The sequence below is a fragment of the Gluconobacter sp. NFX36 genome, assembly GCF_049887835.1.
Classification (GTDB): domain Bacteria; phylum Pseudomonadota; class Alphaproteobacteria; order Acetobacterales; family Acetobacteraceae; genus Gluconobacter; species Gluconobacter japonicus_A.
Window position 1 is genome coordinate 199,243 of sequence record NZ_JAGEKJ010000004.1, and the last position, 17,540, is coordinate 216,782.

The 17,540-nt window shown below is 58.8% G+C and carries 18 protein-coding genes; 10 read left to right on the top strand and 8 right to left on the bottom strand.

The window, feature by feature from the left end; genetic code table 11:
* Positions 1-2: 2 nt before the first annotated feature.
* The 8 genes from J4P41_RS05840 to J4P41_RS05875 form a co-directional block, all read right to left on the bottom strand.
* Positions 3-2,321 (bottom strand): LPS-assembly protein LptD, encoded by a 2,319-nt coding sequence (locus J4P41_RS05840; protein WP_426066396.1) that lies wholly within the window; start codon positions 2,319-2,321, stop codon positions 3-5.
* The gene (lptG, locus tag J4P41_RS05845) at positions 2,321-3,544 is read right to left on the bottom strand and encodes an LPS export ABC transporter permease LptG (RefSeq protein ID WP_426066397.1); all 1,224 of its coding nucleotides are present in this window, start codon (positions 3,542-3,544) and stop codon (positions 2,321-2,323) included. The genes J4P41_RS05840 and lptG overlap by 1 nt, the downstream gene beginning before the upstream one ends.
* Complete coding sequence (lptF, locus tag J4P41_RS05850; protein ID WP_211568520.1) at positions 3,505-4,653, bottom strand: LPS export ABC transporter permease LptF; 1,149 nt, start codon at positions 4,651-4,653, stop codon at positions 3,505-3,507. The genes lptG and lptF overlap by 40 nt, the downstream gene beginning before the upstream one ends.
* Before the next feature lie 52 nt (positions 4,654-4,705).
* Positions 4,706-5,185, bottom strand: a complete 480-nt coding sequence (locus J4P41_RS05855) for a hypothetical protein (protein WP_211568521.1) — start codon at positions 5,183-5,185, stop codon at positions 4,706-4,708.
* 3 nt (positions 5,186-5,188) lie between these two features.
* A complete protein-coding gene (locus J4P41_RS05860) occupies positions 5,189-6,202 on the bottom strand; it encodes an L-threonylcarbamoyladenylate synthase (protein WP_426066398.1) in 1,014 nt (337 codons plus the stop codon).
* A complete protein-coding gene (locus tag J4P41_RS05865; RefSeq protein ID WP_426066399.1) occupies positions 6,199-6,996 on the bottom strand; it encodes a 3'(2'),5'-bisphosphate nucleotidase CysQ family protein in 798 nt (265 codons plus the stop codon). Before J4P41_RS05865 ends, J4P41_RS05860 begins: the two co-directional genes overlap by 4 nt.
* 51 nt (positions 6,997-7,047) lie before the next feature.
* On the bottom strand, positions 7,048-7,350 hold the full coding sequence (locus J4P41_RS05870; protein WP_426066400.1) for a hypothetical protein: 303 nt from the start codon (positions 7,348-7,350) through the stop codon (positions 7,048-7,050).
* 162 nt (positions 7,351-7,512) lie between these two features.
* Positions 7,513-7,698, bottom strand: a complete 186-nt coding sequence (locus tag J4P41_RS05875; protein ID WP_426066401.1) for a hypothetical protein — start codon at positions 7,696-7,698, stop codon at positions 7,513-7,515.
* 82 nt (positions 7,699-7,780) lie between these two features.
* On the opposite strand from J4P41_RS05875, the gene J4P41_RS05880 reads away from it, so the two are divergent.
* From J4P41_RS05880 to J4P41_RS05925, 10 genes are all read left to right on the top strand, one after another.
* On the top strand, positions 7,781-9,262 hold the full coding sequence (locus J4P41_RS05880) for a leucyl aminopeptidase (RefSeq protein ID WP_426066402.1): 1,482 nt from the start codon (positions 7,781-7,783) through the stop codon (positions 9,260-9,262).
* Positions 9,246-9,722, top strand: coding sequence for a DNA polymerase III subunit chi (locus J4P41_RS05885; protein WP_426066403.1), 477 nt, complete (start codon positions 9,246-9,248; stop codon positions 9,720-9,722). The genes J4P41_RS05880 and J4P41_RS05885 overlap by 17 nt, the downstream gene beginning before the upstream one ends.
* 66 nt (positions 9,723-9,788) lie before the next feature.
* The gene (locus tag J4P41_RS05890; protein WP_426066404.1) at positions 9,789-10,634 is read left to right on the top strand and encodes an aldo/keto reductase; all 846 of its coding nucleotides are present in this window, start codon (positions 9,789-9,791) and stop codon (positions 10,632-10,634) included.
* Between the two features lie 106 nt (positions 10,635-10,740).
* Entirely contained in the window at positions 10,741-11,988 is a 1,248-nt protein-coding gene (locus J4P41_RS05895) for a hypothetical protein (protein WP_426066405.1), read from the top strand.
* The gene (locus J4P41_RS05900) at positions 11,985-12,845 is read left to right on the top strand and encodes a hypothetical protein (protein WP_426066406.1); all 861 of its coding nucleotides are present in this window, start codon (positions 11,985-11,987) and stop codon (positions 12,843-12,845) included. Before J4P41_RS05895 ends, J4P41_RS05900 begins: the two co-directional genes overlap by 4 nt.
* Positions 12,842-13,363, top strand: a complete 522-nt coding sequence (locus J4P41_RS05905) for a hypothetical protein (RefSeq protein WP_426066407.1) — start codon at positions 12,842-12,844, stop codon at positions 13,361-13,363. Before J4P41_RS05900 ends, J4P41_RS05905 begins: the two co-directional genes overlap by 4 nt.
* Complete coding sequence (locus tag J4P41_RS05910) at positions 13,363-14,454, top strand: hypothetical protein (RefSeq protein ID WP_426066408.1); 1,092 nt, start codon at positions 13,363-13,365, stop codon at positions 14,452-14,454. Before J4P41_RS05905 ends, J4P41_RS05910 begins: the two co-directional genes overlap by 1 nt.
* Positions 14,451-15,890: a hypothetical protein gene (locus J4P41_RS05915; RefSeq protein WP_426066409.1), complete on the top strand. Its 1,440-nt coding sequence runs from the start codon at positions 14,451-14,453 to the stop codon at positions 15,888-15,890. The genes J4P41_RS05910 and J4P41_RS05915 overlap by 4 nt, the downstream gene beginning before the upstream one ends.
* On the top strand, positions 15,887-16,372 hold the full coding sequence (locus J4P41_RS05920; protein ID WP_426066410.1) for an NADH-quinone oxidoreductase subunit B family protein: 486 nt from the start codon (positions 15,887-15,889) through the stop codon (positions 16,370-16,372). The genes J4P41_RS05915 and J4P41_RS05920 overlap by 4 nt, the downstream gene beginning before the upstream one ends.
* A 173-nt stretch (positions 16,373-16,545) precedes the next feature.
* A complete protein-coding gene (locus J4P41_RS05925) occupies positions 16,546-17,481 on the top strand; it encodes an ROK family protein (protein ID WP_010501980.1) in 936 nt (311 codons plus the stop codon).
* The last annotated feature ends 59 nt before the right edge of the window (positions 17,482-17,540 follow it).

Sequence of the window (17,540 nt, forward strand, 5' to 3'; positions counted from 1 at the left end):
GCTCAGCCGTTGATTCCGAAGGTGCCGATCGTTTTGAACGTGAAGTTGAACATCACTGTGGTGTTCCGCTGCTCGCCGCCGATCCGTGTGTACTGTTTGATATACATGATATCCAGCCCGAAGCAGTCGTTGGAATAGCCAACATCCCCGCCATTTGCGACGAACTGTTTCCGGGAGAGACTGCGACGGAAGAAACCGGACGCATGATACTGACGCCAGTGCGTAGATACGCCGCCCGTAATTTCGTTCGTTTTTACGGTGTAAGGCGTGTTGACGCCATTCGTGCGGTAGTTCGTTGCATAGTAATAGTATGGGGTCACCGGAGCATAGATATAGCCCGCGGTGAACCGCAGGGCAGGGATGCCTGTACTCACCAGACCTTCGCCATAATCAAGCTGACGGGTCCAAGGATTGTAGCGCCCTCGTGCGGTGACATCGACATACTGGTTTGGAGAAATTCGCAGTCGACCGACCGGATCAGACAGATGATGGTCCAGGCCAGAATAGGGGATACGGTTGTGGGTGACATGCTCCTGAAAGCTTTCGCCTACGAGCATATCGATCGTATGTCCGTTCCACACCCAGTTCTGGTGCACGCCGACATTGGCACGTAAGCCACCATCAAGGCGGTCCGTGCCATTATAGCGGTTGAGTGAGAAGAGGGTCGTATCTGTAAATTCGTAGGTCAAGCTGTCTTCGTTCGGCATGTAGCTGTTGGAAGAATTGCCTGTGTTGGGGGCCGCAATCGCCTGTACGATGGGTTCGAAGATCTGTGAACCACGCCCATGCGCGAAGGAGCGCAGGAAGGGCCAGTTCATTTTGACGGCAATGGTTGGCAGGACCTGACCCGTAAATTTTGTGCCTTGGGCTGAGTAATACAGGGGTTGTTGGTAGGATCGAGTGGAACGATAGATATTTGAATCCAAGCGTGCCGTGACCAGAAACTGTTGACCCCAACTGTTATGGAACGGGCGGTCCCATTGCATCTGAAGCTGGCCGCGTTGATCTGAGACGCCGTTCACGCGGTATACGTCAAAATCTGTGGTGTTCAGGCTGAACCGGCCGCCGAGAGCATCGGGTTGCCCCTGAAAAGCATACGTAAAGCGGGGCAGAACCCAGGGAAGATCTGAGTTCTGAATGACGCCCTGATTCAGGCCCTGATAAGCCTGCGAATCAACGCGAGCGTATGAACCGATGCCATATCCTTCAAGGAAGACATTCGAGTTCAGCATTTCTGAGCCGTAGCCCGGAACGCGATAATCACGCATGTAGTTGGCGGATGTTGCGAGGTTGATGTTCGCACCTACCAGCCAGTTCTTGCTGAGGGAGGCCTCCCCCCGGCCAAAAATATATCCTTGAAGGCCGTATTCGCCTGAGGAGTTGACGTTGTTGCCAAAGGTATTGGTGTAACGGCTTTCCCGGTTGGTGTCGTAGGCGCCACCGGCTGTAATATCCAGCGTGCCGAAGTTGAAGCGGTTTCGATATTCGGCTGTAACTTCCGGCCCGGTTTTTGAGGAGACGAGCCCACGGACTGTCAGATCCTGATGCTCGTCGATCGCCCAGAAATAGGGGAGCGTAAAATAGGTGCCGAGATATCTGTCATGCGGGCTGATGCCAGCCATCAGAAAGCCGCTCTGGCGCTTTACGGACGGGTCACTCATGGAGAAGAACGGGAAGTAGAAGACGGGCAGCCCCAGCATTTTCAGCCAGGCATGATCAAATTCTATCCGCTTGTGCTGAGTGTCCTGTGTCGCGCCATAGGCCTGGAATTGCCAGAAAGGTGGTGCGTCCGGGCGTTTGGCGCAGATTTCACAGGCCGTATAGACGGCGTGTGACAGATCGTTGATGAGGCCGTTCGTGCGACGCATTCCGTTCCCGGCCAGCTTCGCATTGTCCTGCATTCTCATGTAGATGGATGTGCCAATTCCATCATGCATGCCATGGCTGAATTCCATATAGGTGGCATAGGTGGTGCTGCCATCCGGCTCCATGATGGCAACATGACCGGTTGCTGCCAGAACGCCTGTATTGCGATCATAGGTAATCTTGTCGGCACGAAGCGCATGATCGCCCTGCCAGATCCGGACGTTGCCTTCCCACGTGACAAGGCCATTTTTGGCATAGCTTTCGCTATCGGCAAGGTAGGTCAGGGGATCGCGTTCAGACGTAGGTTTCCCAATAACGATGATATGCGTGTTGTCGCGCTGCATCGTATTGGCAAACATGTCCTGCGGCGCCACGAGCGCTGTTCCCGTCAGGGCGGCGCTTGCAAGGGAAACGTACCTGCGAGCGCGTTTAGGGAGCCACCGGGGCACCGACATCAACCATCCTCCATGTGCAGCAGAAGCGCGACCGCAAGACAAAGCCCTGCGCCCGTAGGTGCCCATGCTGCAAGAACCGGCGGCAATGCACCGGATTCACCAAACTGTTCAGCCACTTTCGAGATGGTAAAAAGTGCAAAACCTGCAGCAATTCCCGATCCCAGCATCCGGGCTACCCCGCCGCGCCGTGTGGGGCGCATCGAAAACCCTGCGGATACCAATGCCATTGTACCAGCAAGGATGGGAAGAGCCAGAAGCGATTGGAAATGTAACCTGTGACGGATCGACGGGAAACCGGAGTGTTCCAGCAGGTGGATGAATCCCGGCAAAGTAAAGACAGAGAGCGTATCAGGAGAGGCAAAACTCTCTTGAATGCGGCTGACCGTCAGATCCGACGGGAGCGTCAGGGCACCAATTTTCTGAGGAAGATGATCGGGCTTCAGAACGGCCGAATCATTGAGGTGCCACTCCTGATTGGCCAGAATACCCAGCGGTGATTCAACGCGCACAATCAGACGGTCACGGTCATCCAGGCGGAAAATTGTAACGCCTGAAACTTCCAGAGTGCTTTTGTTCAGACGCACATTCTGGGCATGGAGAATGGCAACGCCGTGTGGAACGAGCCCTTCATCGGCCTGCCGAAGCCATAATTCGCCGCCCTGCATCGTGAGGGGACCGCCGCCCGTTCGCAGGTAAGACTGATCCAGGAATTCTGCCTGCCGGTACATGGTGGACGACAGGGCGGAAATTCCCGTGGTTGTGAAAAGTCCGATCATCAGCGCGCAGGCCAGCGGACTGGCGAGGAACTGCCATGCGGAGATGCCGGCGGCACGGGCCACGATCAGTTCCGAAGACCGCGTCAGGCGCGAAAAACAGACAATTCCGCCCAGCAGGATGCCAAAGGGCAGCACGTAGATGATGTAGTACGGGATGTGCAGCCCTGCGATTTCCAGAATGAGGCTGGTTGGGACGTCGGGGCGCGTTGCTGCACGGCGAAGCAGGTCGATGAAGTCGAACAGGGAGACGAGCCCGGTCAGGGCCAGCACCATGGCGAGCGTGTTCAGTGTAAAATGACGGGCAATATAGATTGCCAGCGTCGTGGAGAAACCGACCTCGGTTTCCTGCGGACGCAACGTGTGAAGCAGCGTGGAGAACCAGCCGCGCTGAGTATGGACCATGCGCTTCATGAAGACTGCTTCACCTGCTGGGATGTGCCAGTCCATTGTTCGGCAAACAGCAGCGCCGCACAGATGATGCTGGGAAGAATGGCAGCCGCCCAGATGAGCGGAACGAGTGCAAGATTGCGCCCTGCAAGGTTCTGAAGCATCAGGGTGAGAGCCTGAAGGCCCACGACCGTCAGAATGGCTGTCAGGGGTCTGGTGATGTTGCCATGACGGGAAAAAGCACCGCGCAGGACAGCCACAAGTCCGATCATGGCAAAGGACAGGACCGTCAGGGGCGCCGTCAGACGGTGCCAGCCTTCCACGGCGAACTTGCCCCGATCACGGTCCGAAACTTCGGTGGGATTGGGATGAAACAGTTCGTGGAGAGACATTTCCGCTGCATCCCGCTCTTCGTGATTGTTCTGGCGGGATGAGGTGAGGTCAATCGTGTTCCGACCAAATGTCAGGACATTCAGGCGGCCTGTATGGCGGTCAATTTCTTCGCGGGAACCATTGTAGAGCACGACACGCGGTTTGTCGTTCACGGTGACGATGGTGCCTCGTTCGGCCAGAATGGTGGTATGGGCGTCCGGGTCACGGTCATCTTCCACCAGAACACCATGGAGGAGCCCGTTGGCATCGCGGGAGCGCACATAAACGGTCATGTCTCCCGAAACTTTTGTGAATACGCCTTCCTGCAAGAGGAAGGCAGCCATCTGATTGCGGATCTGGAATTCGTACCGATGGAAGGCATGGTAGGATACGGGGGCTAGCCAGAGCGTCAGAACATAACACAGCGCGACCGATGCCACGCCACAGATCATGCCCGGTCGTGCCAGTTCAAGTGGTGAAAGACCGGCTGCGCGCATGACGGTCAGTTCGCGGTCTCCGGACATGCGCTGATAGGTGAACAGGATCACAAGAAAGGTGGTAATCGGCAGGATGACGGCCACGAAAGAGGGCAGCATCAACGACGTCAACTGAAGGAAGACGCGCAGGGACAGTCCGTGCTGAACAATCATCGAGACGAAATGCAGTGACTGCGTCAGCCAGATGAGCGCCACAGCGCCGCCGGTCAGGGCGAGCAGAGCGATCAGAAGCTGTCGAAGGACATAACGATCGAGAAGGGGCAGCAGGTGTCGCACTGAAGTGCCGGGGGAAGAGGCCATGGCCCTTCGTGTATCCTTAGCCTGTGACGGGAGAAAGGCGAAAAAGCGGTATTTAGCGCAAGTAGATCGAACGATCGATCGGGGGAGGGTCTGTCAGGCTGTGATAAAGCTGGGTTGCCGCGATCCCAAGCAATAGCCCTGCGCTTACGCCAAAAGCAATTGCTATGTAACGCCACGGTTGTTGTGCCTTGTTGGTCACCACTTCTGCCTGAAGGCTGTAGGCATCTCTCTGTGTGCGGCTCAGGTCGGCCTGAACAGTGCGGACTTTGATCTGCTGTGTCCTCAGTTCGCCTTCAAGGCGCGCAATGGTCTGCCGAAGCTGGGCTTCACGGGCGGTTGCCCCTGTGCGCATTGGGTCCGTAGCCAGGCTGATGAAGAGGTTTTTGAGGGCACCGCCTGTCAGAGAGTTGCGTTGCGCGCGTGTTCGCAGGGCATCCAGTGCGTTCTGGGCGGAGCCGGACGACTCTTCCAGCACGAGTGCCAGAATGTCGGACAGCACCTTGATGTCTTTTGGGTCGAACGTCTCGCCCATATGTCAGCCGGGAGAGGTGGAAGACGGTCGGGGCTCGGCGGCACGACGTAGCCGGTCCCGGATGGCCAGACCGAGTCCGTGCCGTGGAATGGGCTGGGCGGCGATCCGTGTTAGCCCGCGTTTTGTTCCTTCTGCATCGAGAAAGCGCAGTCCTGCGAACAGCCGGGCCGCTGCTTCTTCCAGATCCCCTGTCTCACTCAGGTTCCACGTCAGGCCTGCTCCCGGCAAGGCCGGCCCGAAAGCGAGCAGGGCTTCGTTCGGCTCGACCTCATAGGCATCCAGCCGAACGGGTAAGGACGGAGCATAATGGGAGGCCAGACGTCCGGGAGAGGCAGGGAGCGCTTCTGTGAAGTCATCAGGATGATGGATGCTACCACACAGGGCTCTCAGTTCTTCCAGTGTGACGCCGCCTGGACGGAGCAGAACAGGCGTTTCCCGTGTGAGATCCAGAACGGTGCTTTCGACGCCGACCGAGCAGGGGCCGGAATCAAGAATGGCGTCAATCCGGCCATCAAGGGAGCGCAGGACATGCGAGGCCTCTGACGGGCTGACGGTGCCTGAGATGTTGGCCGATGGGGCTGCAATCGGGGCGCCGACTTCGCGCAGCAGCGCCAGAGCCGTCTTGCCGCGAGGAACGCGCAAGGCCAGCGTATCCAGCCCGGCGGCAGCGAGGTCCGAAACCGTGGAGTTTGGAGAGCGGGGAAGCACCATGGTGAGCGGACCCGGCCAGAATTTCTCTGCCAGCGCATGGGCGACGTCTTTTGTCCGGCCCTGCAATTCGGCTTGGGCAAAGGCGCTTTCCGCATCGGCCAAGTGGCTGATGAGCGGATTGAAACGGGGCCGCCCCTTTGCCGCAAAAATACGGGCGACGGCAGTATCCGATGAGGCAAGAGCGCCGAGGCCATAAACGGTCTCGGTTCCGAAAGCGACGAGCTTGCCCGCTTTCAGGAGTTCAGCGGCGCGGCGGATGCCTTCAGGGTCGGCGGCCAGACGTTCGGTATGAAGGGTCTCGCTCACGAAGCGCCTCCCGTGCAGTAAAAGGATGAGTTCAGACGGCCGGGTTTGCCGTAACGAAGGGGCTGACCGTGTTCATCCAGAAGGCTTCCGCCAGCGGCTTCCAGAATGGCCTGTGGGGCGGCGGTATCCCATTCCATGGTGGGTCCGAAGCGGGGATAGAAATCTGCCGCGCCTTCCGCAACGCGCATGAACTTCACGGATGAGGCCAGCTTGTCGATGGAGGCGACTTTCCGGCCCGCAAGCCATCGTTCCAGCAGTTCTGTGTTGCCATGATGGCTGGACGCCAGAACGCGCAGGCCGTCTTCGGTCGGAACGGCAGTATGGATGGGAGTACTGACTTTCCCGTCAAAACGATGGGCACCAAGACCCTGTCCGCCGCTGTAGATCAGTCCATAGCCGGGGAGAGCAACGACGCCGAGAACGGGTTTGTCGCCCCGCACGAAACCGATATTCACGGTGAAGTCCCGCCCGCCGGATGAGAAGCCGCGTGTGCCGTCAAGAGGGTCGACCAGCCAGTAGGCTTTCCCGGCATCAACTTCGATCCCAGCGGACATTTCCTCTTCACCTATGGCAGCAAGCGACGGGCAGGCGGCTCGCAGGCCGCGCAGGATGTGCTCCTCCGAAGCGCGGTCAGCTTCCGTGACGACGGAAGCGTCTTTCTTGACTTCAGTGCGAAAGCCGCGGGCGCGGATCTCGTTTATGATGTCAGAGGCTTCCGAGGCAAGGCGGAAGGCCAGTGACAGCAGGGCGCGGTCATCATCAGGGGAGACCGTTTGAAGAGGAGCTGAGGTCATGCCTGCAAGGCTACTTCATGAAAGACGTTTCGTCATGTGCTGATGCGTCGTCTAATGCAGGCAGCCATCTGCGGACAGTGGAGGGCTAGAGTCTGCCGAAAGGGGCAGGCCCGTGACGGCCTTCAAAGCTGTATCGGAACTGCAGAATGTTCCCGGAACAGAATTTTTTTTGACAAAGTGAAAGTAGGCTGGCGTCCAGCCGGGTGGGCCGTCCGAATGTGTTAGGCTGTAGACGTAGACGACTGTCGGGGCAGGCGATGGGACCGGATGCTCTCCGGGATCGCGGATGGCCTCAAAAAGCAGAACGGATGGCTTCCCATCCAGTCTTCCCTTGGCGAATTGAAAGGTCGCCAAGGCATCTTCTCCTGTATGAGGTGCGTCACTCAGATGGTCCCGTAACGACGTGTCGGAACTTCCGGGTCTGGCCTCAACGCCAATGACACTTGTTTTCCCTTCGACAGTGTTAGTCACAAGATACAGGTGGTAGCCCCACGCATTTCCATTGTCGCGCCATGCCTAGAACACGGAAAATGGTCCGTCTGGTCCGTTGAAACTGTTCATGCCGTCATGCAGCGGAAGAGGCGTCAGATGGTTCAGTTTTGGGGCGGCAGACTGTGCCCTGTCGGCCAGTGCCGGTATGCGAACCATGACGGCACAGACCAGCAGGATGGAAGCGGCGACGTAACGCATCCCGTTAATCATTGCTCTGGACCCTCTTGTGTGGAGGCACGCTGTTCCCGATAACGAAGGAACTGAAATGGTTCGGCCATGCAAAAGGTGTTTTATGCTCGATATTTCTTTCGGTTCGTTCCCTGCGCTGAATGACAGCGCGCCACAGGCTGTCGCGTTGATCTGTCATGGTAAAGGAACGTCTGATGACGCGACGTTCAAGGCGATTGATGAGGCGACAGCTGGCGCACTGGGGCGTGCTGTTTCGTTCAAGGGCTTCAAGGGTGATACGGGGCAAACGCTTGTTCTGACAGCTCCTTCTGCCTCCCTGTCTCAGGTCGTACTTGTTGGATGTGCGGCCAAGGATGGTTCGGCTGTGACGTCTGTTGCTGTTGAAAACGCTAGTGGGGCGGCAGCCAAGGCTCTGGATGGTGTGGAAAATGCTATTCTGGCTCTGACGGCGGATGTTGCCGGGTTTGCCGCAGAAGCCGCTTCGGGCGCGCGTCTTGCCCGTTATGATTTCGATCTTTATCGGACGAAGAAGTCTTCTGACCGTGCGTCTCTGAAAGCCTTGACGGTGGCAGCGTCCGATGTGGCTGCTACGGAAAGTCGCTGGGTGGCTCTGGATGCTGTGTCCCGTGGTGTGTTCCTGACGCGTGATCTGATCAGCGAGCCGGCCAACATTCTTTATCCGGAGACGTTCACCGCGCGTATCGAGGCGCTGCGTGAGATCGGGCTTGAGGTTGAAGTGCTTGATCAGGCAGCGATGCAGGAACTCGGGTTCGGTGCGCTTCTCGGTGTAGCGCAGGGCAGTGCCAATGCGCCTCGCACGGTCATTGTTCGCCATAACGGCGGTGGAGACGAAGCGCCGCTGGCATTCATCGGCAAGGGCGTGACGTTCGATAGCGGTGGCATCTCCATCAAGCCAGCCGCTGGCATGGACGAAATGAAGACCGATATGGGTGGTGCGGCCACCGTCATCGGCCTGATGAGCGCGCTGGCCCGCCGTAAGGCGCCAGTCAATGTCATTGGTGTTGTCGGGCTGGTCGAGAACATGGTGTCCGGCCGGGCGCAGCGTCCGGGCGATATTGTGACGAGCTACAGCGGCCAGACTATCGAAGTTCTGAACACTGATGCTGAGGGTCGTCTGGTTTTGGCAGACGTGCTGGCCTACACGAAGGATCGTTTCAAGCCGAAGCTGATGGTGGATCTGGCTACGCTGACCGGTGCAATCGTGGTGAGTCTTGGCACGGAAAATGCGGGCCTGTTCAGCAATGATGATGCGCTGGCATCTGGTTTGTTCGAGGCCGGAAAGCAGGTTGGCGAAGGTCTGTGGCGGATGCCGATGGGCGAGGCGTACAACCGTCAGATCGACTCTGATATTGCCGACATGAAGAACATCGGTGGCCGTCCGGGTAGTGCCATTCTGGCGGCAGAGTTCCTGAAGCGCTTTGTGGGTGATGCCACATGGGCGCATCTGGATATCGCGGGCACAACCTGGAAGACGACGGCATCCCCGACGGCTCCGAAGGGTGCTACGGGTTTTGGTGTACGTCTTCTGAACCAGTTCGTGCAGTCCCATGAGGCTCGTGCCTGAGAACGGGGGCCTGAGAGTGGATGTCGGATTTTACCATCTGACGCGGACGCCTCTTGAAGAGGCGTTACCTGCGCTGCTTGGCAAGACGCTGGATGTGGGAGAGCGGGCGCTTGTTCGCTGCCCTGATGCCGCGTCTGTCACGGCGCTGGATACGGCGCTGTGGGTGTCGCGTGATCCGGTCTGGCTTCCGCATGGAACGGCAAAGATGGGGCACGCGGCGCGACAGCCGATCTGGCTGACGGAAGGGAATGACGTGCCAAATGGTGCGAAATTTCTGTTCCGTGTTGATGGGGCGGGAGAGGATGATTTCGCGCCCTTCACAAGAATTTTTGACCTGTTTGATGGTCGTGACCCAGCGAGTGTCCAGCGGGCGCGTCAGCGCTGGGTTGGGCTGAAGACTGCGGGGCATACGCTCGTGTACTGGCAGCAGCAGGAGCGTGGCTGGAAGAAATCCGGCTGACCTTCTGGCGGAACATCTCCCGCGCTCATGTCGTTGTGTGACTGAGTTCTTCCCGGGAGACGCCTTATGAAAACCGTTACGCTCCGCAACGGCACCACCGTTCCAGCCCTTGGAATGGGAACATGGAATGTCGGAGACAGTGCAGATCGTCGCTCTTCGGAAATCGAAAGCCTGCGCAAAGGGCTGGAAGCCGGTCTGCGTGTGATTGATACGGCGGAAATGTATGGCAATGGCCGGTCCGAAAAGCTGGTCGGCGAGGCCATCGCGGACGTGCGTGATGATGTCTATCTCGTCAGCAAGGTTCTGCCGTCCAATGCATCGTATGACGGTGTGCGCCGGGCCTGTCGCCGCTCACTGGAGCGGTTGGAGACAGACTGGCTGGACATGTATCTGCTGCACTGGCGCGGTGGTACGCCCCTGGAAGAGACCATCCGGGCTTTTGAAGACCTTCAGGAAGACGGACTGATCCGGGGCTGGGGTGTTTCGAATTTCGATGTCGATGACATGGAAGAAATCGAAGACCTTTCAGGATCCTGCCAGATCAACCAGATCCTCTACAGTCTGGAACACCGTGGCACCGAGTTTGATCTGCTGGATCATGATCTGAAGGCAGGCGTGGTCACGATGGCGTATTCGCCATTGGGGCAGGGCGGGGAACTGCTTCAGCATCTCGCTCTCAAGGAGATTGCCGGACGACACGAGACCTCTGCCGGGCCCGCTGATCCAGCGCAGATTGCGCTGGCTTGGGTGATGCGGCGGGAGAATGTCATGGCTATTCCGAAGGCTGGATCTCCGAAGCATCTGCTGTCGAATGTTGCCAGTCTGGAGATTGTTCTGACGGAAGATGATCTGAAAGTTCTGGATCATGCTTTTCCTCCGCCGCAACGCAAGGTATCTCTCGCCATGATCTGACGGGCATGATCTGATACGGCCCGTTTCCACTTCCGGAGCGGACCGTACCCTGTTCAATTTTTCGACCCTGTTTCATACCGATCCGGTCTCTCTGTGCCTCGCAGTATTGACTGTTCCTGCCGTTTTGAAAGCGGATCGGGACAGTGTGGCCGGGCGTGGCCGGATTGCGCTTCCGGCGGCGCTTGTTGCGATCCTTGCGACGTCAGGTCCAGCCATTGCCGTGGCTCTTGGCGTCTGGATGACGCAGGAACGCAGGGCCTGTCCGCTCTGGTGGGTATTGCCAGCGCTGCTGTGTTCCGTTCTGCTTCCTGACAGTACTATGGCCCTCCTGGCACTGTTTCCGGTTCTTTACTGGTCTGCGCTCGGTTCGCGCGATGGGGCGCTGTTTCCGGCTCTCTCTGGCATTCTTGCCGTTTCGGTTCTCTGGCACGCTGGGGCCATCAACCCGATTGTCTGCATGGCGGGCCTTGGCGCGATGACGCTTCTTGTTTTGGGGCGTTGTGCGTTGTGGGGGGAAAAGCCCGGGGATCTTGGACTGCTTCGGCCAGCGATCCTGGCAACGCTCGTGATTGCAGCTCAGGATGAAGGATTGACGACGGGCGCCCGCATTGCCCTTGAAGCTCTGTTGCTGGATCTGACTCTTTTGGTTCTGTACGTCCCGGTGCTTCGTCTTCTTCCGGTGCTGGCCATTCTCAGGCTGCCTTTTCCGCCGTTGCCGGGATTTATCGTGCTGTGGCTTGGGATCCATGCCGCGCTTGGGTTGGCTGCCGGTGTGCAGGGCTGGAGCGTGGTCGGGGTGTTTGTTGCGCTTCTGATCGGTCTGATTTCGTTGGTGGATGTTCTGACGGTTGGGCGTAGACCAGATTCTGGCGCGTTGCCTGTCGGCCCTGCCGGGGCGGTCGGTATCATTGCTCTGGCAACTATGGTGCTGCCTCTGATCGTGTTTGGCGTCTTCAGCCCGGTTCTTCATCATGTGGGGGGAGAATGGGTATGGCCCTTCTGGTCTTTGGGGGGCGGAGATGGCGCACATCTCAGATTGCCAGCTATTGTCCTTCTTCTAGGCGCAATCTGGCTGTGGCTGGTCAAATCATGGCGGGTGGAGCGTGGGTTGGAAAAAGCCTTTGCGGGCCTATTTTCCGGTCGGGTTCAGACTGCGCGGGGCGAAACCGGCCTGTTTGAAGAGCCAGCCGCTCTGCCGTGGGTTGTTCGTCGTCTGATCGTGGGTGGGCGGGGACGTTTCCGCGCCATGATGACCCTGAAAGTCGGGAACATGCCCGAGACGCGGCGGATGGCTGTTGGACTGTGGCTTGTGCTGCTGGCTCTGGTGCTGGCCATTCTAGGGCTGACATCATGATGACGGCTGTCCTCCTTGCTGTCGCCCAGACGCTTTTTCAATGTGTTCTCCTGCTCCTGTTGACGCCGCTGATGGCTTGGTTGCTGGAAGAACTACCGCGTTGGATCAACGGTGAAGCTGTGTCCGGCCCTGCTCGGCAGGTGCGCAATGCCGGGCTTTTCTGGCGCACTGTATTTCGTCAGCCTTTGGCGCCCGGGTTGGCTCTCGTTCTCGCCATGTCTCTGCTGAGCCTTGCGGTTCTGCCTGCTGTCACAACGGGAGGCGCCTTGATCTCGTTGGCGAACCCGCTGCTTGTCGGCATTCTGCTTCTTGTCGGACGGCTCATGCTGGGACGTTCCTCCTTGCGGAATGAAGGGCGACGCGTTCTTCCTGCGGTTCTGGTGTTGTGTTTGACGGAAGCCCTGATTGCTCTGGCCGCTCCGGGGGCAGATGGTCTGGGAGGGCTTTGTGCGATGTTGCATATTGAGCCCGTCCCGGGACTGGAGGGCGCTTTAGGGGCCTGTGTTCTGGCTTTGGCCATTTCATGTCCGCCGCTTCGTGACGATGATATGCTTTTACGTCTGGACGGTATGAAGGACCGGGTGGCCCGCGATATGGCGCGGCAGGTCGCGCAGGTTCTGAATTTTGCCTGGATTGTCCTGCTGGCTGATCTGGCTCTGCCCATTTCCGTTGGGTTGCGTGATGCGGGCCTTTCGGGATGGTTCGTGGGGCTGGCGGCCCTTCTGGCGCGTATCTTACTTGTGGTGATGGTGCTTGTGGCATTGAGGCTGACAGCGCAGGAGCGCAGCGAAAGGCTGACGGCGCTGTTTGCGGGGGTGGCGCTTCTTCTGGCACTGGCCGGGAGGTTCGCGACATGATTGTCGGGTTTGGCGTTCTCCTCCTTCTGGCGCTGGCTGGCCTGGGCCGGGATGGACGCGGATTACCGCTGTACGGGTTGGTCTGTGCGTTTGCGGGGGCAACGGTCTGTAGCGGTCTCCTTGCGTTGCTGACGTCTATTACGTTGGTCGGATTGAATATTGGAGCCTGGATCTGGCTGCGACGTTTTGCGCCTCATGCGCCAGACCGGGGCGCTGTATTGCCTGTCGTGGGGGCTCTTTTGCTGTTGCTGGCACTGGGTCTCTCCGGGGCCAGTCTGGGACTTGCGCCTGTTCTTGGTGCCGGTGTCGTTCTGATCGGGCTTTGTGGCGCGGCGTTCGGGCCGTCTCTTGTGCAGTTTACGGGTCTTCTGGTTGCGGCTGACGGTCTGATCGTTATGGCATGCATTTTGCAATCCTGGCCGCTGTTTGCGGCAGCTGTTGCGCTCTGGGCCGTTCTGGGCGCGCTGGGCGTGACCTTGCTGCCGCGTCTGGCCTGGCGCCGCGTGGAGGAAAACTGATGCATCCGCTTGCCCCGGTCGGGACATTGTTCGCCGTCACGGTCTGGCCGCTTCTGGCGGCCTTTCTGCTCATGCTTACCCCTGCAAACCGTCAGCCCGCCAGCAGTCTGACATTCGCCATTGCCGGGGCGATCATGACGCCGATTGCGGTCTGGTTGATGCCCGGCGCCGATGCATTGGCGGCTGCCTGCTCCTGTGCCGTGGCCGTTATGCCGCTGCTGCTACCTCCTGCAAGGGATAGAACTGGTCGTATTCTGCCATTTTTGGTGACAGGGTGCGCCCTGATGGCGCTGAATGTTCATTCGGCATTCGCCGTGACGGTGCTGTGTGGGGCTGGGACTGTTCTGCTGGCGTGGCGGGAAGGCCGCGGGGCGCAGAAAGCAGCGATCGTCTGGGACATGGCCCGATCCCGTCTGGGAGGCGTCATTCTGGGTGTTCTGGGGGCGTCGCTGCTCTCCATGGAGCAGTCTCCGCTTGGGCCTGTTCTGCTGACGGTTGGTCTTTGCATGATGGCAGGGCTGGGGCCATCGCCCGTTCCGGAGCCGGAGGCTGCGTTGCTGGACACGGGTCTGCGCTTTGCGGCGATCCTTCTGATGCTGCGGCTTGATCATCATGCGCTTGTGCATCTGCTGGTTCTGGTCGCAGGCTTCGGGACGCTCATCATGAAGATGGCCGTGCAATCGAAAGGGCGAGGGCAGTTCCTGCCAGTTCTGGCGGCTCTCGGGGCGATTGCCGCAGCAGTCGGGGAAGGTAGCGCGATTGTGCTTCTGCTCATGACGTCGCTTGGTCTGGCTGTGCTGGAACGGGAGGGAGATGCTGACCATTACCGGTCTGTCGCCGATGGGATGGTGCCTTGGCCGGTCTTTTGCGCACTTCTGGCAATAGGTCGGTCTCTTGAACCGTTCCTTCTTGCTCTCATGATTGTGTGCCTGTTACCGGGATTGAGGCAGGTTCGCTTTTCCAAACTGATGCCGTCTGGTCTGGCATTGAAAGCCGGGATTGTGCCGGTGGTTGAGGCTGCCCTTCTCGCGATCGGGCTGTGCGGGCCTCTGCTGCTGACGTGGCATCCAACGCCGGGGTGGCAGCCATGAGCGACATGGGAAAGATTATCCGAAGTGGGGAGCGTGTCGCGCTGTCTCATTATTCTCTGGATGCAGAGCAGTGGGAAGCCATGTTGGCTGCCCCGGGTGCGACATTGCCGCTTCTGTCCTGCTGGGCTGATGAACACCGTGTCTATGTTCTGCTGCTTAAAGGCGATTGCACCCTGATGGCGAGCACGGCAGTAGAAGACCGTCGTTACCTTGCGCCGTCTTCCCGCTTTCCAGCGGCGGAATGGGGCGAGCGGGTGGCTTATGATCTCTGGGGTGTTGAGGCGATGGGGGCCTCCGGGGAAGGGCAGCCTGCATTGGATGAAGGAGTGTGGGAAGCTACGTGGCCACTCTCTTCCCGTCCCGGCCCGGGCGGTCAGACGGCAGGTCCTGTTCCGGGGCGTACTGTTTTGTCTGCGGAAAAGTCGGGGCTGACGGGTCCGCTGGAACTGTCTTTTGACGTTGCTCGCGGGAAAGTTCAGGGGGTGTCCTTCAATGCGGGGCTGGCGCATCGGGGTGTGCTGCACCGGATGATCGGCCTTACACCTGAGGAGGCTTTGCCTTTGGTGTCGCGGATGACCGCCGGAGGATTTGTGGCGCATCCGGTCGCGTTCTGCCGGGCTGTGGCTCAGGCTCGCGGCTTGCAGCCTGGCCCGGGTGTTCGGGATTGCTGGATAATCCTGCTGGAAATCGAGCGGATGTCTGTTCATCTGTTTGATATGGCGCGCACGGCCAGAGCCGTGGATGCGGGGCTTTTGGCGACGCATTGCGAACATGCGCGTGAGGCGATTGCTTTCGCCTGTGCTGAACAGGGTGTGTCCCGCCGCCTGACGGATCTGGTGCGCTGTGATGGTTTTCGCGCAGGACTGGAAATCGTTCCGCTGGCACAGGCTGTTGTGAATGCAATGCAACCCCGCATGGCCCAACTCCGGGAACTGCAATCCGTTTTTGCACCACGACTGAAGGGCCTTGCTGTTCTGGCACCGACACAGGCGCGGGAATTTGCAGTTGGTGGACTGGTGGGGAGAGCCTCGGGGCGGAGTCTGGATGTGCGTCGTCGGGAAGCCGGGATGCGGCTGGATGCTTTGCGCTCGACAGGATCAAGTGAGGGCGATGGCGCGGCGAGAGATGCTTTGCGTCTTAACGAGATCCGCGACTCTCTGGCTCTGATCCAGCGTATTCTGGGCAGTATCGGCATGGATGATGACGAGCCCGCACCGGAGTCGACGCAGGAAGGCATTGGTGCTGCGGAAGGTGCCCGCGGCGATATCTGGTACTGGGTGAGGCTCAGGAACGGAAAGATCGAGGCCGTTCAGGCCCGTGATCCAGCGGTTTCGTTACTGTCTGTTCTCCCGGATATTTTGAAGGGAGAACTGCCGGAGAGCCTGCCTGCGGCTCTGAGGTCTCTGGCTCTGTCTCCCTCGGGAGTGGCGATGTGAGTGTGTTTCAGAAGACCGGACCGCTCAGTGTCCTTCATGCTTTCATGGATGCGTCACGCTGGAGAGCCTCTGTGGACAAAGAGGCTTCCGTACACAATGATATGATCAGTCTGTATGTGCTGGAGACCGGTGGCTGCGAAGGCTGTGCCATGGAAGTGGAAAGTCTTTGTGGTTCTGCTTTTGCGCTGGCGCGGTATGGGTTCAGGCGTGTGGCAGATCCGGCAGATGCAGACTGGCTGCTGGTGACGGGGGCCATGAGTCGGGCATGCGTGCAAATGCTTGAGCGCGTCTGGAACGCCATGCCGCCGGGGAAAAGTCTGGTGGCTGTAGGCGCCTGTGCTGTCGACGGAGGTGTGTTCGGATCGGGATATGCCACGCTCGGAGGGCTCAGGGCTTTGACTCAGGTCCGCCGGTCTATTCCTGGCTGTCCGCCGTCCCCGCAGGATATTCTTTTGGGTTTGCAGCGGCTGGCCGGGCGTTGAAACAGATCGGTTCCTGTACCCAGGTCTCCGGCTAAAAACAGAAATATTGATTTTTTGTGATGGGGTAGCTTGCCCGCAGAGGCTTTCCCGTTCAAGCAGACGGGCGCATACAGTGCGTTAATCCGTTTCTGGTTCCCCTTTTCGGGGGCCGTTAAAACAGTACAGGGCATGAGATGGCTGACTATCGCCTTGGTATCGATCTTGGTGGAACGAAGATCGAGATTGCAGTTCTCAATCGCCAGGGCGATCTTGTCCTGCGTGAGCGAATTCCTAATCCGGGTGTCTATCCGGAAGCTATTCTTGCGATCCGTGACCTCGTAACGAGTGTGGACCATCGTCTGGGGGCCGTACCAAGCCACCGGGTCTCCGCCGGTCAGAGCACGTCCACGCTGGGCATTGGTATTCCGGGATCCATTTCTCCGGAAACGGGCCTGATCAAGAATGCCAATGCGACGTGGCTGAATGATCAGCCTTTCGGCATGGATCTGGAATCCGCTCTGGCCCGTCCGGTCCGCACCGAGAACGATGCGAACTGTTTTGCTCTTTCAGAAGCAGCAGATGGCGCGGCGAAGGGGGCTCAGACAGTATTCGGTATTATCGTTGGGACCGGCATGGGCGCAGGCATTGTGAATAATGGCCGCGTGATTGAAGGTCGCCATCACATTGCCGGTGAGTGGGGGCATCTTCCGCTTCCGTGGCCTCTGCCGGAAGATGGTGAACCACGCCCGTGCTTCTGCGGGAACAAGGGGTGCATGGAGCGCTACCTGTCCGGACCCGCTCTTGCTGCCGACTGGAAGGGAGAAGGAAACCGCAACACCGCTGGGATTGAAGAGGCTGCTGCGAACGGGGATCAGGCTGCGATTGCAGCGTTGAACCGTTACATGGAGCGTTTTGCCCGTGCGTGTTCGCTGGCGATCAACTTCCTTGATCCGGACGTTATTGTTCTGGGTGGTGGGATTTCGAACCTTGCATCGCTTTATGACCGCGTTCCGCCGCTGTTGAGCAAGCACGTTATTACGCCGGTTTGCACGACGCCGATCGTGAAGAACCTGCATGGTGACAGCTCTGGCGTTCGCGGCGCTGCATGGCTGTGGGATGTGACAGAGTAAAAACTTCTGGGAAGCCGGATTTTCCGGTTTGTCAGGCATTAAAAAAGCCGCCGGGATGT